Source organism: Rahnella woolbedingensis (assembly GCF_003602095.1).
Lineage (GTDB): Bacteria > Pseudomonadota > Gammaproteobacteria > Enterobacterales > Enterobacteriaceae > Rahnella > Rahnella woolbedingensis.
In genome coordinates this window covers 99,787-117,912 of sequence record NZ_RAHH01000002.1, presented here as the reverse complement: position 1 = coordinate 117,912, position 18,126 = coordinate 99,787, and the positions used below count along the sequence as shown (strand labels likewise).

18 protein-coding genes are annotated in these 18,126 nt (G+C 50.8%); 8 read left to right on the top strand and 10 right to left on the bottom strand.

All coding sequences use genetic code 11. From position 1 onward, the window contains the following. Nucleotides 1-68 precede the first annotated feature (68 nt). Together rcsA and D6C13_RS01775 are read left to right on the top strand one after the other, a co-directional pair. Nucleotides 69-683 carry a transcriptional regulator RcsA gene (gene rcsA, locus D6C13_RS01780; protein WP_120131271.1) on the top strand — a complete coding sequence of 205 codons (615 nt, stop codon included), beginning with the start codon at nt 69-71 and terminating at the stop codon, nt 681-683. A gap of 241 nt (nt 684-924) precedes the next feature. Beyond that, on the top strand, nt 925-2,625 hold the full coding sequence (locus D6C13_RS01775; protein ID WP_120131132.1) for a methyl-accepting chemotaxis protein: 1,701 nt from the start codon (nt 925-927) through the stop codon (nt 2,623-2,625). Between the two features lie 97 nt (nt 2,626-2,722). Here D6C13_RS01775 and dsrB read toward each other — a convergent pair whose 3' ends face one another. From dsrB to D6C13_RS01740, 6 genes are all read right to left on the bottom strand, one after another. Then, nucleotides 2,723-2,920 carry a protein DsrB gene (dsrB, locus tag D6C13_RS01770; RefSeq protein ID WP_167457968.1) on the bottom strand — a complete coding sequence of 66 codons (198 nt, stop codon included), beginning with the start codon at nt 2,918-2,920 and terminating at the stop codon, nt 2,723-2,725. A 395-nt stretch (nt 2,921-3,315) separates the two neighbouring features. Then, nucleotides 3,316-3,525, bottom strand: coding sequence for a transcription antiterminator/RNA stability regulator CspE (cspE, locus tag D6C13_RS01760; protein ID WP_013575246.1), 210 nt, complete (start codon nt 3,523-3,525; stop codon nt 3,316-3,318). A 298-nt stretch (nt 3,526-3,823) separates the two neighbouring features. Next, nucleotides 3,824-4,612 (bottom strand): ion transporter, encoded by a 789-nt coding sequence (locus tag D6C13_RS01755; RefSeq protein WP_244212612.1) that lies wholly within the window; start codon nt 4,610-4,612, stop codon nt 3,824-3,826. Nucleotides 4,613-4,849: 237 nt separating this feature from the next. Beyond that, nucleotides 4,850-5,188, bottom strand: coding sequence for a hypothetical protein (locus tag D6C13_RS01750; RefSeq protein ID WP_120131270.1), 339 nt, complete (start codon nt 5,186-5,188; stop codon nt 4,850-4,852). Nucleotides 5,189-5,371: 183 nt separating this feature from the next. After that, entirely contained in the window at nt 5,372-6,433 is a 1,062-nt protein-coding gene (locus D6C13_RS01745; RefSeq protein ID WP_120131128.1) for an NAD(P)-dependent alcohol dehydrogenase, read from the bottom strand. Between the two features lie 230 nt (nt 6,434-6,663). Then, complete coding sequence (locus D6C13_RS01740) at nt 6,664-7,674, bottom strand: AI-2E family transporter (protein ID WP_120131127.1); 1,011 nt, start codon at nt 7,672-7,674, stop codon at nt 6,664-6,666. Nucleotides 7,675-7,900: 226 nt separating this feature from the next. Between D6C13_RS01740 and D6C13_RS01735 the strand changes: the two genes are divergently transcribed. The 4 genes from D6C13_RS01735 (at nt 7,901) to D6C13_RS01720 (ending at nt 11,570) form a co-directional block, all read left to right on the top strand. Beyond that, nucleotides 7,901-8,560, top strand: coding sequence for an epoxyqueuosine reductase QueH (locus D6C13_RS01735; protein ID WP_120131126.1), 660 nt, complete (start codon nt 7,901-7,903; stop codon nt 8,558-8,560). 339 nt (nt 8,561-8,899) lie between these two features. After that, on the top strand, nt 8,900-9,589 hold the full coding sequence (locus tag D6C13_RS01730; protein WP_120131125.1) for a DUF969 domain-containing protein: 690 nt from the start codon (nt 8,900-8,902) through the stop codon (nt 9,587-9,589). Then, nucleotides 9,589-10,536, top strand: a complete 948-nt coding sequence (locus tag D6C13_RS01725) for a DUF979 domain-containing protein (RefSeq protein ID WP_425272690.1) — start codon at nt 9,589-9,591, stop codon at nt 10,534-10,536. The genes D6C13_RS01730 and D6C13_RS01725 overlap by 1 nt, the downstream gene beginning before the upstream one ends. A gap of 11 nt (nt 10,537-10,547) precedes the next feature. Continuing rightward, nucleotides 10,548-11,570: a DUF2891 domain-containing protein gene (locus D6C13_RS01720; protein WP_120131123.1), complete on the top strand. Its 1,023-nt coding sequence runs from the start codon at nt 10,548-10,550 to the stop codon at nt 11,568-11,570. A 16-nt stretch (nt 11,571-11,586) separates the two neighbouring features. On the opposite strand, the gene lpxA is transcribed toward D6C13_RS01720, so the two are convergent. Next, nucleotides 11,587-12,378 (bottom strand): acyl-ACP--UDP-N-acetylglucosamine O-acyltransferase, encoded by a 792-nt coding sequence (gene lpxA, locus D6C13_RS01715; protein ID WP_120131122.1) that lies wholly within the window; start codon nt 12,376-12,378, stop codon nt 11,587-11,589. Nucleotides 12,379-12,716: 338 nt separating this feature from the next. Here lpxA and D6C13_RS01710 point away from each other — a divergent pair, with 338 nt between their 5' ends. Continuing rightward, a complete protein-coding gene (locus D6C13_RS01710) occupies nt 12,717-14,348 on the top strand; it encodes a phosphoethanolamine transferase (protein ID WP_120131121.1) in 1,632 nt (543 codons plus the stop codon). Nucleotides 14,349-14,405: 57 nt separating this feature from the next. Here D6C13_RS01710 and D6C13_RS01705 read toward each other — a convergent pair whose 3' ends face one another. Further along, nucleotides 14,406-15,302 (bottom strand): LysR family transcriptional regulator, encoded by an 897-nt coding sequence (locus D6C13_RS01705; protein WP_120131120.1) that lies wholly within the window; start codon nt 15,300-15,302, stop codon nt 14,406-14,408. A 147-nt stretch (nt 15,303-15,449) separates the two neighbouring features. Between D6C13_RS01705 and D6C13_RS01700 the strand changes: the two genes are divergently transcribed. Further along, the gene (locus D6C13_RS01700; protein ID WP_120131119.1) at nt 15,450-15,956 is read left to right on the top strand and encodes a phenolic acid decarboxylase; all 507 of its coding nucleotides are present in this window, start codon (nt 15,450-15,452) and stop codon (nt 15,954-15,956) included. A gap of 83 nt (nt 15,957-16,039) precedes the next feature. Here the strand turns inward: D6C13_RS01700 and D6C13_RS01695 are convergent, their stop codons facing one another. Both D6C13_RS01695 and aqpZ read right to left on the bottom strand, forming a co-directional pair. Then, nucleotides 16,040-17,053, bottom strand: coding sequence for an alpha/beta fold hydrolase (locus D6C13_RS01695; RefSeq protein WP_120131118.1), 1,014 nt, complete (start codon nt 17,051-17,053; stop codon nt 16,040-16,042). Nucleotides 17,054-17,156: 103 nt separating this feature from the next. Next, nucleotides 17,157-17,852: an aquaporin Z gene (gene aqpZ / locus D6C13_RS01690; RefSeq protein WP_120131117.1), complete on the bottom strand. Its 696-nt coding sequence runs from the start codon at nt 17,850-17,852 to the stop codon at nt 17,157-17,159. Nucleotides 17,853-18,126 lie beyond the last annotated feature (274 nt).

Sequence of the window (18,126 nt, the reverse complement as noted above, 5' to 3'; positions counted from 1 at the left end):
TGCGCTTTGTGCTGACACTAAAGAATCCAATCATTATGGAGAACAAGGACGTCCTACGAGGACTTACTATGCAAACGATAATCTTGGATCCATGCCGGTATACCCGTCTCGGGTTGCAACAATTACTCACCAGTGAACAGGAGGTCAGTTACGCCACCCATTTTGACCAGTTACACGCCGGATGCATCAGACTCAATCCCTCTGTCGTGTTTATCAATGAGGATTGCATGTTGTCTCAGTCACAGAACAAAGAGCGACTGGGCGAACTGATTACTGACTGCCCGGAGACGTTATTTTTTATCTTCATGTCGCGTACTCGTATTCATTTTGAAGAATATATTTTTGTTCGTAAGAACGTGATTATCACCTCGAAATCGATTAAGTCAGAAACGCTCCGGCAGTTACTGAATCATCCTTCACTATCGCATGCACAGGATCCGGCCAGTTGTGCGGCTCTGGATATCAGACCGGTGATACTTAGCCGCTCAGAGTCCGCCATGCTAAGAATGTGGATGTCAGGTAACGGAACGATTGAAATATCCGATAAGTTGCAAATTAAGACAAAAACGGTGTCTTCGTATAAAGGAAATATTAAGCGGAAAATAAAGTCACCGAATAAACATATTATTTATCACGTTGTTCGTTTGTGTGATCAACTCACCAATGGAATATACGTGAATTAATCCTTCCCTGGTTCCCGCTACAGGCTGTGTCTTAACGTAGCCTGTAGCGATCGCGATTAATCTGCAAAAATGCGATCTGCTCCACAAACATAAACTGAATCCCTCCGCCCGAATGCCGATGACTCTTAATGGCGCTTTCTTTTCGTCACGTCAGGACTTGCCCGCTGGCAATGCCTACATCGCTGTTATTTATCGTCCGGAACCGACGGTATGCAGGATCAACAGAGTGGAATAAAATAAAATGGATACTCCTACCCTTTCAGATACCAGAACGTCTTTCATCAGCAATATTCGACTGATTACCCTGATTAGCCTGATCCTCACCGGGATCCTGTTTCTTTTTGCCATTTCCATCGGCACATCCAGTTTCTTTCTCAAACAAAGCAATGCCGCGCTGGCTAATGCCACGCAGGAACTGCAAATTCGTATGGCGCTTTCGAACAGTTCTAACCATTTGCGTACGGCACGTTTGGTGCTGATCCAGGCCGCTGCCGCCGCGCGTATCGGCGATCAGGATATTTTCAACCAGAACCTGACTAACGCGGCCAGCCTTATTAAACAATCGCAGTCTTCTTTTGACAGCTATATCAACCGCCCGAATAAAACGCAAAAGGATCTGGCGCTCGATGAGCCGCTGAAAAAAGCCTACAACGAATATCTGACCAAAGGCATGGCGCCGATGCTGGAATCCACAAAGCAGGCGCATTTTGAAGAAGTCATTTCTCAGGAAGCGGAAACCGTGCGCAGCCTCGATCTGGCCAACAACATACCGTTACTGGCTGCCATTGCCTATCGCACCGAAACCGCCAACGCCATTAATGACAAAGCCCAGCGTAACGCCGTTCTCGGTTATACCCTGATGGCGGGCAGCTTCCTGCTGGCGTTGATGCTGACGTTCATCACGTATCTGGTGATGCGCAAAGTGATCATTAATCCGCTGAACCGTCTGGTGATACGTATTCAGAAAATCTCCGAAGGCGACCTGACTCAGCCGGGCCAGAGCAACGGCCGCAATGAAATTGGCGTGCTGAGCAGCAATGTTGAGCAGATGCAGCATTCTCTGGCATCAACCGTGCTGACTGTGCGCGAAGGCGCCATGTCGATTTATCAGGGGTCGACTGAAATCGCTTCCGGCAATACCGACCTTTCCTCACGTACCGAGCAACAGGCTGCTGCGCTGGAACAAACTGCCGCCAGTATGGAACAGCTGACCGCGACCGTGAAGCAGAACTCCGAAAATGCCCACCACGCCAGCAAACTGGCCGCTGATGCCTCACACAAAGCGCAAAAAGGCGGCAGCATTGTGGAAGATGTGGTGGCGACGATGGACAAAATTTCCCGCAGCTCGTCCAAAATTGCCGAGATCACCAACGTCATTAACAGCATTGCCTTCCAGACCAATATTCTGGCACTGAATGCCGCAGTTGAAGCCGCGCGTGCAGGGGAACAGGGTCGCGGATTTGCCGTCGTTGCCAGCGAAGTGCGTAGCCTGGCGCAAAGAAGTGCGCAGGCGGCGAAAGAAATTGAAACGCTGATTGAAGAATCGGTCGATTACGTGGGCGAAGGCTGCATTCTGGTCGGTGATGCGGGGGATACTATGTCTGAAATCGTCACTGCCGTCAGTCATGTCACCGACATCATGGGTGAAATCGCTTCTGCTTCTGACGAGCAGAGCCGCGGGATCAGTCAGGTCAGTCTGGCCGTGTCGGAAATGGACGGCGTCACCCAGCAAAACGCCTCACTGGTACAGGAAGCCTCTGCGGCTGCGGCCTCACTGGAAGAACAGGCAGCGCGTCTGACACAGGCCGTGGCGGTATTTCGTCTTGAAAGCACTGTTCTAAAAACCCCTGCAAACCGCCAGCCACCGGCACGCGCTCTTTCCGCTCCGGATAAGCGCTCATCCAAACAGGCCAGTGACCAACCTAAGTGGGAAACGTTTTGATCCCGCAACATTACCGTAAATAACCGCCTTTAAAACTAAAACACCGGCGGCTTTGCCCCGGTGTTTTTTTACGCCGACTGCATTTTGCAGGTAACGGCTATTCTGCGTCTTCGCGGGGCTCAACGAATGTGCCGTCTTTGGTGTCGCCTTCATTGAAGAACCAGATACCTGCCGGATAATCTTCCAGCGATACCAGATACATGGTGCCTTCGTAAAATTCTTCTACGGCTAATACTTTGCCCGGACGGCGCGGTCCGCCGTCGGTTTTTACAGTCACAAGATCATTAACTTTCATCAGGTTATCCCATGGTTTTCAATTATGTTTATTGTAGTACAGACCGCCACACAAAAGCAGGTGGCGAGGGGAAAGTTAGCCTGAAAAGCAGAAAATAACCCTGCGGCACTAATTTGCATTTCCTTAACATATTGCGGCCAGAATCCTGACTTTGATATCCACTATACTGGCTGCGTGCTCACCCCCGAGGGAGTACAACAATGAATGTCATAAGAAATATTTTTGCCCGCCACGATGCGGGCATTTTTTTGCTCTTTTGCCAGCACGTTCCGGCGCAGCTGTCATCTCAGAGTGGTTTCCGCAAACCAGATCCATAAACGACAGACGTAAAAAAACCCGCGCATGCGGGTTTTTGTTATCTTTACGTTTATCGCTGAAACAGCGGTAAAGCAAGATTAGATAGCGGTAACGTTAGCCGCAGACGGACCTTTAGCACCGTTCTCGATAGTGAACTGTACGTTCTGGCCTTCAGCCAGGGTCTTGAAACCTTGATCCTGGATAGCGGAGAAGTGTACGAACACATCTTTGCTGCCGTCAGCAGGAGTGATGAAGCCAAAGCCTTTAGACTCGTTAAACCACTTAACCTGACCTTTCATCATTGACATAAGAATTACCTTTTAAAAATAAATTTCGCCACCATGGGCATGTTATAGCCGGATTTCAGTCGTTACTTATGGAGGCACTAAGAAGGAAATTCGTCAGAGCAGGGTTATCATGGATAACGCTTTAAATTGGAACAACTTTACTCAGGATGTCGTGCATAAATAGGTCTGTACCACAGGCCGGTATGTATTTACTCATGACTGCCCTTTAATAGCAACTCTTTTTAATGCAATGGTGAGGTAAAGGATGAAAATAGTCTAAATATGTACCAGTCAGTACAATCATTGACCACTTATCAGGCTATTTTTCAACAGGTTGTGAAGTATTTGCCTCAAGGATCGCGCCACAATGCGCGCAAAATTTTGCATCAATTTCATGTCCTGAATGCAGACAAATGAGACAAGAACGTGCTGCCCGTCCCTTTTCCAACTCTTGTGACATATAAGCCGTTAAAATCCCGGTAGGAACAGCGATGATGGAATACCCCAGCAGGATAAGCACCGACGCCAGCATTCGACCGAGGGCAGTGTGCGGAGTAATGTCACCGTAACCTACCGTGGTGAGCGTCACGACCGCCCAGTAGACCGCGGCACCTAATGAGGTAAATCCGTCCTTCCCCCCTTCTACCGCGAACATCAGCCCGCCGAACAGGCAAAGGATTATCGCCACGAAGCCAAAGAAGATGCCCAGTTTACGTCGCGCGCGCATCAGGCTTCGCCACAAAATCCCGGCGTCACTCATATACCGCAAGAGTTTCAGCACGCGCAGCACGCGCAACACCCTCAGCAGACGCACCAGCACCACCAGATCAGGTGATACGCTAAGCGACGGTATTAGCCACAGAATGTACATCGGCAAAATCGTACAGAGGTCTATAAATCCGAAGAAGCTGAACGGATAGTGGATTTTTCGCGGTGAGGAGATCACCCGCAAAACGTATTCCACCGTGAACAACGTGGTGAATGCCACTTCTATTGTGCCAAACCGGTACAGGATGTTCGGAATATTAGGAAAGAGATCGGTGGCGCTCGACTCTATAAACAAAAACAGAACGCTCAGCAGCGAGATGACAATCCAGAAGGTTTCCATCCGGCGACCGCTGCGGGTTCGGTGCTCAAATAAAAGGGCATAACATCTGCGTCGTGCTGACGCGAAATAGCGATAATCCTGTGACATAAACGGCACCAGCAAAAGGAGTTACGGCAAGAATAGACGCTTTTATCCGTCGCGCCTATGGGTTAGAAAGTCCAAAAAAAACGCCGGTCACATATTGTCTTTAAAAGACCTGTGACCGGCGTTTGTACAGCGCGCTGATAGCGTGCCGGATTAATCCATGAGTTCTGAAACTGCATTACGGACATAGGCCGTAATTTGCGCGACGTCTTCTGCGTCAGCGCTGCCGCCGCCGATTGCCCGCACAGTATTCTCCAGATGGCCGATATCCTGTTCGACTTTCTTCGCAATCTGCACTTTAACAATGGTGTCGACCGAAGAAATAAAAGCCCGCATCACGGCTTTCAGGGCGAAAATCTCACCGAAAGAATCGTACGCAGGTTTCTCCGCAGCGGTTGGTTGCGCTGCACGTGGCGGCAGGTCTTTCAGCCTGTCCACATGTTCAATCATCAGATCCATGTCTCTGATGAGTTCATCAAAACTCTTAGCCACTGGTTTTCCTTCGCCCGGCGAAAGGCAGCAGGATACCACCGCGCTTTCAAGCCGAGAAGTCACAGAAACGTGTAAAGAGTAAATTTCGCCACAATGCGCCTGCCCTGCTGCTTTCATTCAATATTCAGGACAGACGCATTAGGTCGCTATTTAACCAATATCGCGATACCACGCGTAATAAGGTTAGCCGGCGTTTTTCAGCGAAGCCATATCAACAACAAAGCGGTATTTCACATCGCTTTTCAGCATGCGTTCGTAAGCGCCGTTGATATCCTGCATGTCGATCATTTCCACATCACAGGAAATGTCATGCTCAGCACAGAAATCCAGCATTTCCTGAGTTTCAGCGATACCGCCGATCAGCGAACCGGCAACGGTTTTGCGGCCCATCACCAGTTTTCCGCTGTGCAGCGCAGGTTCGATTGGCTCGATCAGGCCAACCAGAATATGCGTACCATCGCGCTTGAGGGTGTCCAGGTACGGATTCAGGTCGTGCGGATTCGGTACCGTGTCCAGAATAAAGTCGAAGTGGCTTTTCACTGCGGCCATTTGTTCTGCATCGGTAGACAACACCACGTGGTCAGCGCCTAGACGGTAAGCTTCCTGCTCTTTGCCTTTGGAACGGGTGAACAACGTCACATCCGCGCCCAGTGCTTTAGCGAATTTCAGGCCCATGTGGCCTAAGCCGCCTAAACCGACGATCGCCACTTTATGGCCTTTACCGACTTTCCAGTGTTTGAGCGGAGAGTAAGTGGTGATACCGGCACACAGCAGTGGTGCCGCAGATTTGATATCCAGTTTTTCAGAAACACGCAGAACAAACTTTTCTGAAACAACGATTTGTTCAGAGTAACCGCCGTAGGTCATCATGTTGTCATGACGATCATGGCTGTTGTAAGTCATGGTAGCGCCTTCTTCACAGTACTGTTCCAGGCTTTCTGCGCAGGACTCACAGTGCTGACAAGAATCGACCATGCAACCCACACCGACGGTATCGCCGACGCTGAAACCTGTTACTTTCGCGCCCACTTGTTTAACGCGACCGATAATTTCATGGCCCGGAACCATCGGATAAATGCTCTGATGCCATTCGTTACGTGCCTGGTGGATGTCAGAGTGACACACACCGCAGTACAGAATGTCGATCACAACGTCGGTATCACGCGGGTCACGACGAACAAAGTTATGAGGCGCCAGAGGCGCATCCGCTGAATGTGCAGCGAAACCACGAACGTTAAGCGTCATTTTTTTCTCCTGGTAGGCAAACGGAATACTTCATGCCCGCACAAACTGCAGGCACAAGGAAATTATGAAGGTTTCAGATGACAAACAGATATAACGATTCTCGCTATTGCTTGCCTGAATCTGTTTTTTTGAAGAGATTTGGTGAATAGCGCGGCATCACGGACAGGAAGTAAACAGTGGCGCCAGAAACCGGTTCGCTTCAGAATTTGTGCGCCACTGTTTGCAGAAGATTAAACCAGACCGGCTTCTTTCAGTTCACTTTTCATATACGCGTAATAGATGGGTGCCGCCACGACGCCGGGGATACCAAACGCGGCTTCAAAGACCAGCATCGCCAGCAGAACTTCCCAGGATTTCGCCTTAATACGGCTGCCCACAATGCGGGCATTCAGGAAGTATTCCACTTTATGAATGATGATCAGATACGCCAGCACCAGCGCCCCGACCCACAAGGAAAGCGAAAGCCCGACGATGAAAATCAGCGTGTTAGAAATAAGATTACCGATCACCGGTAGCAATCCGCACACGAACGTCACCACCACCAGCGTTTTCGCCAGCGGCAGATGAATGCCAAACAGCGGTAAAATGCCGAACAGGAAAACACCTGACAGCACGGTGTTGATCAGCGAAATCTGGAACTGAGCGAACACCACATTGCGAAACGCTTCTCCCAGCAAACGCATACGCTGCAACAATTCCTTTTTCAGCGGCGCATGATGTTCGCCCTGATTAGGTTGCTGAAGCGAAATAATTGCGCCAAGGATCATCCCGATAATCATCGTCAGAAAAACATGCGCCGCATTCTTGCCGAAGGCCTGAATCATCACAATATGCTCGCGTAACCATTGCAGGAAACTGCGCTGTAACTCTTCAATATTGGCGGGCAGATAATGCAGCAGCACCGGCGACAGACGGCTCTGCGCATCGGTCAGCAACCGCGACACCATGGCATTAAAGGCCACCGGGTTTTTCATATCTTCCATCAGAAAATCAGCAATGCCGGCAATCGCCAGCGTCAGGAAACTGACGACCAGCGTGCCGATAACCGCGACCACCGCCCAGCGGGCACGTTCACCGCTGATGATTTTCTGAAAGTACGGCGTCAGGGCATTGATGAGTTCAAACACTAAAAAACCGGCGATTAAACACGCCAGTAAATGAAGAGGAAGAATCAGTAACAGCCCGCCCATCACAATCAACACACTGAGCCAGCGAATTTGATTCGATCTCATAATCTGCATTACCTGTTTCCTTAAAATCTCTGTGTACCGGGCTGCGCCCTGCAATCGTCCTTATCATAGCACTGAACAATGCCCTGCCATTCGCCCCGGGCATAAACACTCAAGAAAATTTTGACAGTCACGCAGGGTTCTCTATGATCGTGCCTGATAATAGATAAAGAAATTCCTACATTCTGTGTCTGTCACTCTCGTGAATAGCTCTGGTGAAAAGCTCTGGTGAATAACAATGTCTGAATTAATCCGTGAAATGCTCGCCCTTCCTGAAGGTCACGACAAATTACTTCTGCACTCCTGCTGTGCGCCCTGTTCCGGTGAAGTGATGGAAGCCATTCAGGCATCGGGGATCGACTATACAATTTATTTCTACAACCCGAATATTCATCCGCAAAAAGAATATATGCTGCGCAAAGAAGAAAATATGCGTTTCGCCGAGCAGCACGGCATCCCTTTTATTGATGCAGATTACGACACGGATAATTGGTTTGAGCGTGCAAAAGGAATGGAGAATGCTCCTGAGCGCGGAGAGCGTTGCACAATGTGTTTTGATATGCGTTTTGAGCGCACGGCGCTTTATGCCTGGGAAAATGGTTTCAGTGCCATTACCAGCTGTCTGGGTATTTCACGCTGGAAAGATATGAAACAAATTACCGGCTGCGGCGAACGTGCGGCCGCGCCTTATCCGGGCATGGTGTTCTGGGATTATAACTGGCGTAAAAAAGGCGGTTCGGCGCGAATGATTGAAATCAGCAAGCGCGAGCACTTTTATCAGCAGGAATACTGCGGCTGCGTTTATTCCTTACGTGACAGTAATTTACACCGTAAGTCGCAAGGGCGCGGGCTTATCAAACTCGGCGTGAAATATTACGGCGACGAAGACGACGAATAACCGGCTTTCAGTTCCCGCTACGCCCTTCAAACCCGGCCTGAATGCCGGGTTTATTATTCTGCTGTTTATCCCCACATCGCTCAGATACACCAGATTAAAATCTGCAGCCAGCTCTTTATATTACCAGAACAACTTCACGCCTTGTTTAACCACTTCCCTTTGAGATATTTCGCTATTTTTTGCATCTTGCGTTCAGTCATGACGCTTGTTACTTTCCGCCTCACGCATTGTTTATGCGAATTAGGTCTATGTAATTACTCAGGGTTATTACCAGTGTATTCACCAGGCAGAGAATCATCAAAAATATAAAACAATCACAACATCATTGAGGGACACACCATGTGGGTTTTAATTGGTATTCCGATCGTCGTGCTGGGGTTCGCACTGCGGTTTAATCCATTATTAGTGGTCACAGTTGCCGGTATTTCTACCGGACTGGCGGGCGGTATGCATACCGTTGAGATCATCAGCGCTTTCGGCAAAGCCTTCACCGATAACCGTTATATGGGCCTGATCTGGCTCACGCTTCCGGTCATTGCCATTCTTGAGCGCAGTGGTCTCAAGGAACAGGCGCGGCATCTGATTTCCAAAGTCCATGCCGCCACTACCGGACGAGTTCTGATGTTGTATTTCTTCTTGCGCCAGATGACAGCCGCGCTGGGGCTTAACTCCCTGGGCGGCCATGCACAGATGGTTCGACCGCTGATTGCGCCCATGGCGGAAGCGGCTGCCACCACCAAATACGGCGACTTACCCAATGATGTGCGCCAAAAAATTCGCGCTCATGCGGCGGCAACCGATAACGTTGCGGTGTTTTTCGGTGAGGATATCTTCATCGCCGTGCAGTCCATTTTGCTGATCAAAGGTTTTCTCGAGCAGTACGGCATTAATGTCGAGCCATTGCATCTTTCCGTCTGGGCGATCCCGACGGCCATTGCTGCACTGATTATCCATTTTATTCGTATGTGGTTGCTTGACCGCTCACTGGCTAAACGTTTTGACGCTCAGCACGGGAGCGCCGCGAAATGATCAACTTACAAACCGTTTATATCCTCGCCGGACTGATGTTCTGCGCTTACGCCTTCTTTAACCTGCGCGATAAAAGCAACTCACGTCGTTATGTGAACGCGCTGTTCTGGGGCGTTTACGGGATTACGTTCCTGTTCGGCGCAGAGTTACCGCATTTCGTCACCGGCTGCATGGCGATTTTACTGGCCGTCATCGCCGGTACCGGGAAACTCGGAAAAGGTAAAACCGATAACGATCAGCCGGAAATGGTGGAAAAACGCGAGGCGGGTGCGAAACGTTTTGGGAATAAATTGTTTATTCCTGCCCTGCTCATCCCCGTGGTGACACTGATAGGTACCCTGACGCTCAAATACACGCCGCTGGTGGAAGCCAAAAACGTCACGCTGATTTCGCTGGTGATCGGCACACTGGTGGCATTTATCGTCGCGCTGTTGCTGCTGCGCGATTCGCCGTTCAAAGCGATTAAAGCGGGCGGACAGACGATGGATACCGTCGGCTGGGCGGCTATTTTGCCACAGATGCTGGCAGCCCTCGGTGCGCTGTTTGCGCTGGCAGGCGTCGGCGACGTGGTGTCGGAACTGGTGAAAAACATTATCCCTCTGGGGTCACCGCTGGCGATTGTTATCGCCTACACCTTCGGAATGGCGCTGTTCACCATGATTATGGGTAATGGTTTCGCCGCCTTCCCGGTAATGACCGCCGGTATCGGTTTGCCGCTCATCGTTAACCAGCTCGGCGGAAATCCGGCCATCATGGGCGCTATCGGGATGTTATCCGGTTTTTGTGGAACGCTGATGACGCCGATGGCCGCCAATTTCAACATTGTTCCGGCGGCATTGCTGGAATTGCAGGACAAAAATGGCGTGATCAAAGCGCAGTGGAAAACCGGCGTATTGCTGTTACTGGTCAACACCGCCTTTATGTATCTCTTTGTATTCCGTTTCTGATAAGGGAAAAGATGACAACGCAACCGACACTGAAACTGACGCCGGAAATGGCGTCCCGTTTTGCCTCACTGGCGCTGAACCATTTAACGCGTGAGTATCCGAATAAAATTATGCACGCCATGAGCAGCTCGGCGGATGCACAGACCCCGCGCCAGCTGCATCCGATTTTTTACGGCAGCTACGACTGGCATTCCTGCGTTCATGGTTACTGGCTGTTATTGCGCCTGCTGGACCGTTTTCCTGACCTGCCGGAAGCTGAAAAAATCGTCAGCGTGGTGACGGCGCATTTCACCGCAGAAAATGTCGCGGGTGAGATGGCTTATCTGCAACAGCCGCAACATAACGGATTCGAACGACCTTACGGCTGGGCATGGTTTCTGGCCCTGACACAACAACTGCATGAAATGACGTTGCCGCAGGCTGCCGGATGGGCCAAAACGCTGGCACCAATGAGTCGCTTCTTTGAGAAAAGTTTCGCCGATTTTCTGCCGAAAGCCACCTATCCGCTGCGCGTCGGCAGCCATTTTAATACGGCCTTTGCGCTGGCACTGACGCTTGATTATGCGCGCAGTGTTAAGCACTCTGCGCTGGCGTCAACCCTAGAGGAAACGGCGCTGCGCTGGCATCTGGAGGATGTACATTGTCAGGCTTGGGAGCCGGGGGGGGATGAATTCCTTTCGCCTTCGCTGATGGAAGCTGAGCTGATGCGCCGCGTGTTACCGGGCGACGCTTTTGTGACCTGGTTCGGGCGTTTCCTGCCAGATCTGGCCCACAGTCAGCCGGCGACGCTTTTCACCCCGGCGACCGTGACTGACCGTAATGATGGCAAAATCGGCCATCTCGACGGACTCAATCTCAGCCGCGCCTGGTGCCAGCGTTCTCTGGCGGGTGCGTTGCCTGCCGGTGATCCGCGTGCCACGCTGCTGCGCCAGACCGCCGAAGTGCATTTGCACAGCGCGCTGGATCACCTCGACAGTACGTATATGGGCGAACACTGGCTGGCGACTTTCGCGCTGTTAGCACTCGAAGCCTGACCGCCCTTTCCTCCGTTCAGCGCACAATCCCGCGCGCTGAACGGAGGAAGAATTCATTGAAGTGGCACAGGAGCGGATATTCAACGCTCAGACGCCCGATCTCCAGCTTCACTTTTTCGACCGCTGCCTGCTGGTGATACAGCAGGTCATACAGATAGCGGACAACCTCTCGCTCGGCGTGTTCTGCCTGCATGAATCTGCTGGCCAGTTCATTAATCCCCTGCGGCGACGCCCGGTTACCGCCCGCCAGAACATAAGGAGGGACATCCTGCACAACGCAGGATCCGGCCTGCAGACGGGCTCCCGTACCAATAATGCAAAACTGATGTACCGCACACATCGCATCAATGTACGTTTCATTCCCCAGCACGACATGCCCGGCCAGTCCGCTGTTCTCACCCATAAAAGTGGCATTCCCTACCTGACAGTCATGTCCGATATGCACACCGCGCCCCAGGTGATTGTCGTTGCCAATTCGGGTCATCCCTCCGCCCTGTGCGGTTCCCCGATGCAATGTGGCGTGACACCCAATCCTGTTGCCGTTGCCTATTTCCAGCCCGGCAGGTTCTCCGGCATATTTCAGATCCTGACTGATTTCGCCAATCGATGAGCCCATCCCAATCTGGTTATCTGACCCGATTTGCGTGTTCCCGTTGATGACCACATGCGAAGAAATGAGTGTCCCTTCACCGATTTTCACACCGGCGGAAATAATACAAAAAGGCCCGATAACTACCCGCGGGCCGATAATGACATCAGATTCGATGATACTGCTGGCCGCAATGGTGGCCGAAGATGAAATAAACACAAACGTCCTTCTGTCAGCCGGTAAGCCGCCAGTGGTGAATTAAACGTGTCAGGAGTAATCAGGGAAGGTCAGAATGAGCGGAAGGAAACGCACTCAGAAAGGCTTAAACGAGCTGTTTATATTTAAACAACATTTCGCTATGCCGCACAGCATAAGGCGTCAGGCGGAGAAAACAGGCTAACTATTTTTTATTTATTTTCTGAACCTTTTCTAAAAATCCCTCACGTTAAATATTTATGACATTCCCATTAAGGCTTTCTTAAGCTTGAACTAATACTATGCCCGCCATTCATTGAGATACGTTATGTTTGCTTTTCATACCCCCTTGGGAGTTGTCATTGCGCTATTTATTGCCAAAAATCAGCTATTTTAAGCTTACCTTGCTCTTAACGTTGTACTTTACCTTTGTCGTCAACCTGCCGATTTTGCTGCACTTTTACCGCATCCTGCATGCGTTACCTGCTTATAATCTGGCCTTTGCCCTGACGATCCCGGTCGTACTGTTTGCTGCGCTGAACTTTGTGTTCACCCCGTTCAGTTTCTGCCCGTTGCTTAAGCCTTTCTTTATCATTGTGCTGCCGGTCAGCGCCCTCGCCAGTTTTGCGATGCTCACCTATCAGGTGGTGTTTGACCGCGGCATGATCGAAAACATTATTGAGACGCAGTCGTCTGAAGCAACGTCGTACCTCAATATGAAAGTGGCGCTGTGGTTTGTCTTTACCGGCATCCTGCCTGCGGTTCTGTTATTTCTGACGCCGGTCAGCTACGAGAAAACCCGCCTGCGTCGCCTCGGCGTGCGTCTGATGTCGATGGTTATCTCACTGCTGGTGGTAGCGTCGGTCGCCGGCGTTTTCTATAAAGATTACGCGTCTGTCGGTCGCAACAACCGCACACTCAATCTGGAAATCGTCCCGACCAACTACCTGTACAGCGCGTTCCAGTACATGAATCACCGCTATTTCACACCGAAGATGCCTTTCCAGACCCTGGGTGACGATGCAAAACTGGTGCAACAACCGGGTCAGAAACCAAATCTGGTCTTCCTGGTGGTGGGTGAAACCGCGCGGGCGCAAAACCAGTCGTGGAATGGTTATGCCAAACCGACCAACCAGTTCACACAGGCTGTTCCGGACGTGGTGAATTTCAGCAAAATGACGTCATGCGGGACGGCAACGGCGATTTCTGTGCCGTGTATGTTCTCGAATATGAAGCGCACCAGTTACGACGCTAACCGCGCCCGTAACAGCGAAGGATTGCTCGATATCCTGCACAAAGCCGGGGTTTCCGTTTTCTGGAAAGATAACGATGAAGGCTGTAAAGGTGTCTGTGACCGCGTGCCTAACGTGATCATCGATACTAAAAAAGACGGCAAATATTGTGATGGCGACACCTGCTACGACATGGCGCTGATGCAAAATATTGATGGTGATATTAAAAACGACGGCAAAAATACCCTGATCGCCCTGCACCTGATTGGCAGTCACGGGCCGACGTATTCCAAACGTTATCCGCCGGAATTCCGCAAATTCACGCCTGACTGTCCGCGCAGCGATATTGAAAACTGCACGCAGGAACAGCTGGTCAATACCTACGACAATACCCTGCTCTACACGGATTATCTGGTGTCGCAGGTGATTGAAAAGGCAAAACAGTATCAGGATAAGTACAACGTGGCGGTGATTTACCTTTCCGACCACGGTGAATCACTGGGCGAAAACGGGCTTTATCTGCACGGCACACCTTACAGCGTCGCACCCGCCCAGCAGACGCATGTTCCGATGCTGTTCTGGCTGTCCGAAAGTTATGCGAAAGCACAGGGCATAGACATGCAATGCCTGAAAGCCAATGCGGCAGACAAAGATGTCTCACAGGATAATCTGTTCCACACCGTGCTCAGCGCGATGAACGTTCAGACGTCGGCGCGTGATCCTCAGCTCGATATTCTTGCTGCCTGTAAAGCGTCTCACTGATCTGTTCTGAACTGAACTGAACTCATCAGATGTTCTTAAACGGTTTGCTGCCGGATTTCACGGCAGCAAACCGCACTCCTCCAGAATACTTTTCGCCAGCTCGCTGACCGTCTGGTCATACCGCTGCGTTTCATTATCCAGCACCATGTAAAGCGACGTTTGCCGGACCGTTCTGGCAGACAGCATCAGGCGGCTGAGCAGGCCGCTTTCCAGCGCTTTATCCACACTTTCCAGCGGCAACCAGCCGTAACCCACGCCCACGGTTATCGCTTCCAATGCCGCGCCAACCGTGGTGAATGTCCAGTGCGCTACCGTGCCAGCCGGATGCTTATCTTCAGACCGCGCATGACGGTCAGCGACGCTTATCAGCGGGAAACGCGCCAGATCCTGCGCGGTCAATGGAACGGGCAAAGACAGCAGCGGATGATCACTTTTCGCCACCGGCACAAAATCCACATCCAGCAGAAAACGTCCGTGAATTGCGTTTTCCGGCGCCAGCGTAGTGATATATAAATCAGCCGATTGTTCGCTGAGCTGCTCCAGGCTTTCGCCGCGCAAAATCTCGGTCAGATGCACGCGGGTGTCCGGAAACTGCGACTGAAAGTGTTTCAGTGCACGGAACAACCTGTTTTGAGGAAACACGCTGTCGACCACCAGACTCAGCTCGGTGCGCACTCCGCCTTTCAGCCCGGCAGCCCGGTGTTCAAGCTGTAAAAAAGCCGATATCAGCGGCGTTGCCTGTGCCAGTAAGGCGCGCCCCTGCTCGGTCAGCGTGGCCTTTCTGCCGTTGATTTCCAGCAACGGTAAACCGATGCGTTCCTGTAATCCGCTCAGCGCATAACTGACAGAAGACTGGCTGCGGTTAAGCACCGTCGCGGCCTGCGCGTAACTGCCCTGCTCAATCACCGTTTGTAATACCACCCATTGCTCAAGCGTGGTTCTTGGTAGCGCCATTTTCCCTGTCCTTTATCCCGCAATCACATCGAAATAATAGATGGTTTTCATCTAAAATCAGCGTTTTTTTATCAAATTTTTAGCGAGTAAACTTCTTCTCATCGAAACAAAACGTTTCACTCCCATACTGAGTTAAGGAGCATTACCATGAGCAAATTTGATAAACATGACCTGAGCGGTTTCGTTGGCAAACATGTGGTTTATACCTACGACAACGGCTGGAACTATGAAATCTATGTGAAAAATGCTGAAACACTGGATTACCGTATTCATAGCGGGCTGGTCGGCAACCGTTGGGTGAAAGATCAGAAAGCATATATCGTTCGTGTAGCGTCAGACGTCTACAAAATTTCATGGACAGAACCTACCGGGACTGACGTCAGCCTGATCGTCAATCTGGGCGATAACGTGTTCCACGGCACTATCTTCTTCCCGCGCTGGGTCATGAACAATCCGGAAAAAACCGTCTGCTTCCAGAACGATCATATTCCGCTGATGAATGCTTACCGCGATGCGGGTCCGGCATATCCAACTGAAGTTATCGATGAATTCGCCACCATCACCTTCGTACGTGATTGCGGTGCGAATAACGATACGGTGATCGACTGCGCAGCCAGCGAACTGCCTGCGAACTTCCCGGACAATCTGCGTTAATTCCCGCTGAATTATTGCAATAAAAAAACCGCAGCCCGATCAGGCTGCGGTTTTTCATTGCTTAAAGAGAAATCATTTAAGGATCAGTGCGACAGCGTTTTCAGCAATGATGCATTAAATTTCTCCGGTTCTTCCATCTGCGGAGCATGGCCGAGACCTTTGAATACAATCAGCTTCGCATGGGGGATCATTTTCACGACCTGTTTACCCAGCACATTGTAGTGACCGATTTTGGCTTTCACCGCAGGCGGCGCGATGTCGCTGCCAATTGCGGTGGTATCGGCGGTGCCGATCATCAGCGTGGTCGGCACGCGCAGATTCTTAAATTCGTAAACGACCGGCTGCGTGAAAATCATGTCGTAAATCAGCGCGGAGTTCCAGGCCACCAGTTTTTGCCCCGGCCCGTTGTTCAGCCCTGCCAGCATATCCACCCAGCGGTCGTATTCCGGCTTCCACTTATTCACGTAATAGGTTTTCAGTTCATACTGCTTAATGCTGTCAGCGGAAGTGTTCAGCTCACGCGTATACCACTGATCGACCGTGCGGTATGGCACGCCTTTGGCTTTCCAGTCTTCCAGACCGATCGGATTCACCATCACCAGCTTTGAGACTTCTGGCGCAAACATCAGGCTGTAACGCGTCGCCAGCATTCCGCCGGTTGAATGCCCGACAATCACGGCTTTAGTTATTTTCAGGCTTTTCAGCAGTTCATGGGTATTGATCGCCAGTTGCTGGAAACTGTACTGATAATGTTGCGGTTTGGTCGATGAGCAAAACCCGACCTGATCGGGCGCAATCACCCGATAGCCACTGCCCGCCAGCGCTTTAATGGTGTCGCCCCACGTCGCCGCACAGAAGTTTTTCCCGTGCATCAGCACCACGGTCTGGCCGTTTTTGCGTCCCACCGGCGACACATCGAGATAGCCCATCTGCAATGGCGCACCCTGCGAATTAAAGGAGAAATGTTTCAGCGGGAAAGGATAGTCAAAACCCTGCAATTGCGGCCCGTAGCTCGGCGCATCGGCGGCAAGAGCTGCACCGGAAATGGAAAGAGAGAAAACAGCGGCAGAAAGAAGCACTTTAAAACGGGGAAGCATCGGATAGTCCTGATGTCGGTGACAGACAGACGGCATAAAGTCTTATGCTACAAACTTTATGCCGCCAGTAAAACCCGATAAAACTGAAACCGCACGAACTGACTTAGTCTTTAGATTCCAGTACACAGCGGTAAATCAGACCACCCACGATGCCACCAACAATCGGCATCAGCCAGAACATCCACAACTGATGAATCGCCCAGGTTCCCTGGAACAATGCTACCGCCGTGCTGCGCGCCGGGTTAACAGAAGTGTTAGTCACCGGAATACTGATAAGGTGGATAAGGGTCAGCGCCAGGCCAATCGCAATCGGCGCAAAACCTGCCGGTGCGCGTTTGTCCGTTGCGCCATGGATAACAATCAGGAAGATAGCGGTCAGCACACCTTCACACACCATCGCAGCGGCAAGGCTGTAGCCACCCGGTGAATGTTCGCCATAACCGTTGGAGGCAAAACCGCTGGCGGTTGCATCAAAACCAGCATGACCGCTGGCAATGACATATAACACCGCTGCAGCAGCAATCCCGCCAAGTACCTGAGAAATAATATAAGGCACGACATCACTGGCCGGAATACGTCCGCCGGCAAATAACCCCAGCGTGACCGCCGGATTAAAATGACCACCGGAAATATGGCCGACAGCAAACGCCATCGTTAATACCGTCAAACCAAACGCCAATGCAACACCGGCAAAACCAATGCCCAGCGCAGGAAAGCCTGCTGCGAAAACTGCACTACCACAACCACCGAAAACTAAAACGAAAGTACCAATAAACTCAGCCGATAATTTCCTAAACATATAAAACCCCTGCATTTATAAACTTTAAATTTCGCTTGATAGCGTAATAAGTTACCGCACCATACGCGAATCCGGGATAATACGCTTACAAAATTGGAAAAATACAGTTTTAAAAAAAACAAAATATGGTCCAACAATACCTATCCATGATTTGTGTCAAAAGATGGTTTATCAATGGCGTGAAGTTAACCTTCTTATTCGGCTGTAACATGGGTTAACAGTATTATAGGTTATATTAATAATACGGAACTTCTTTCTCTGATTCTCACAGGTG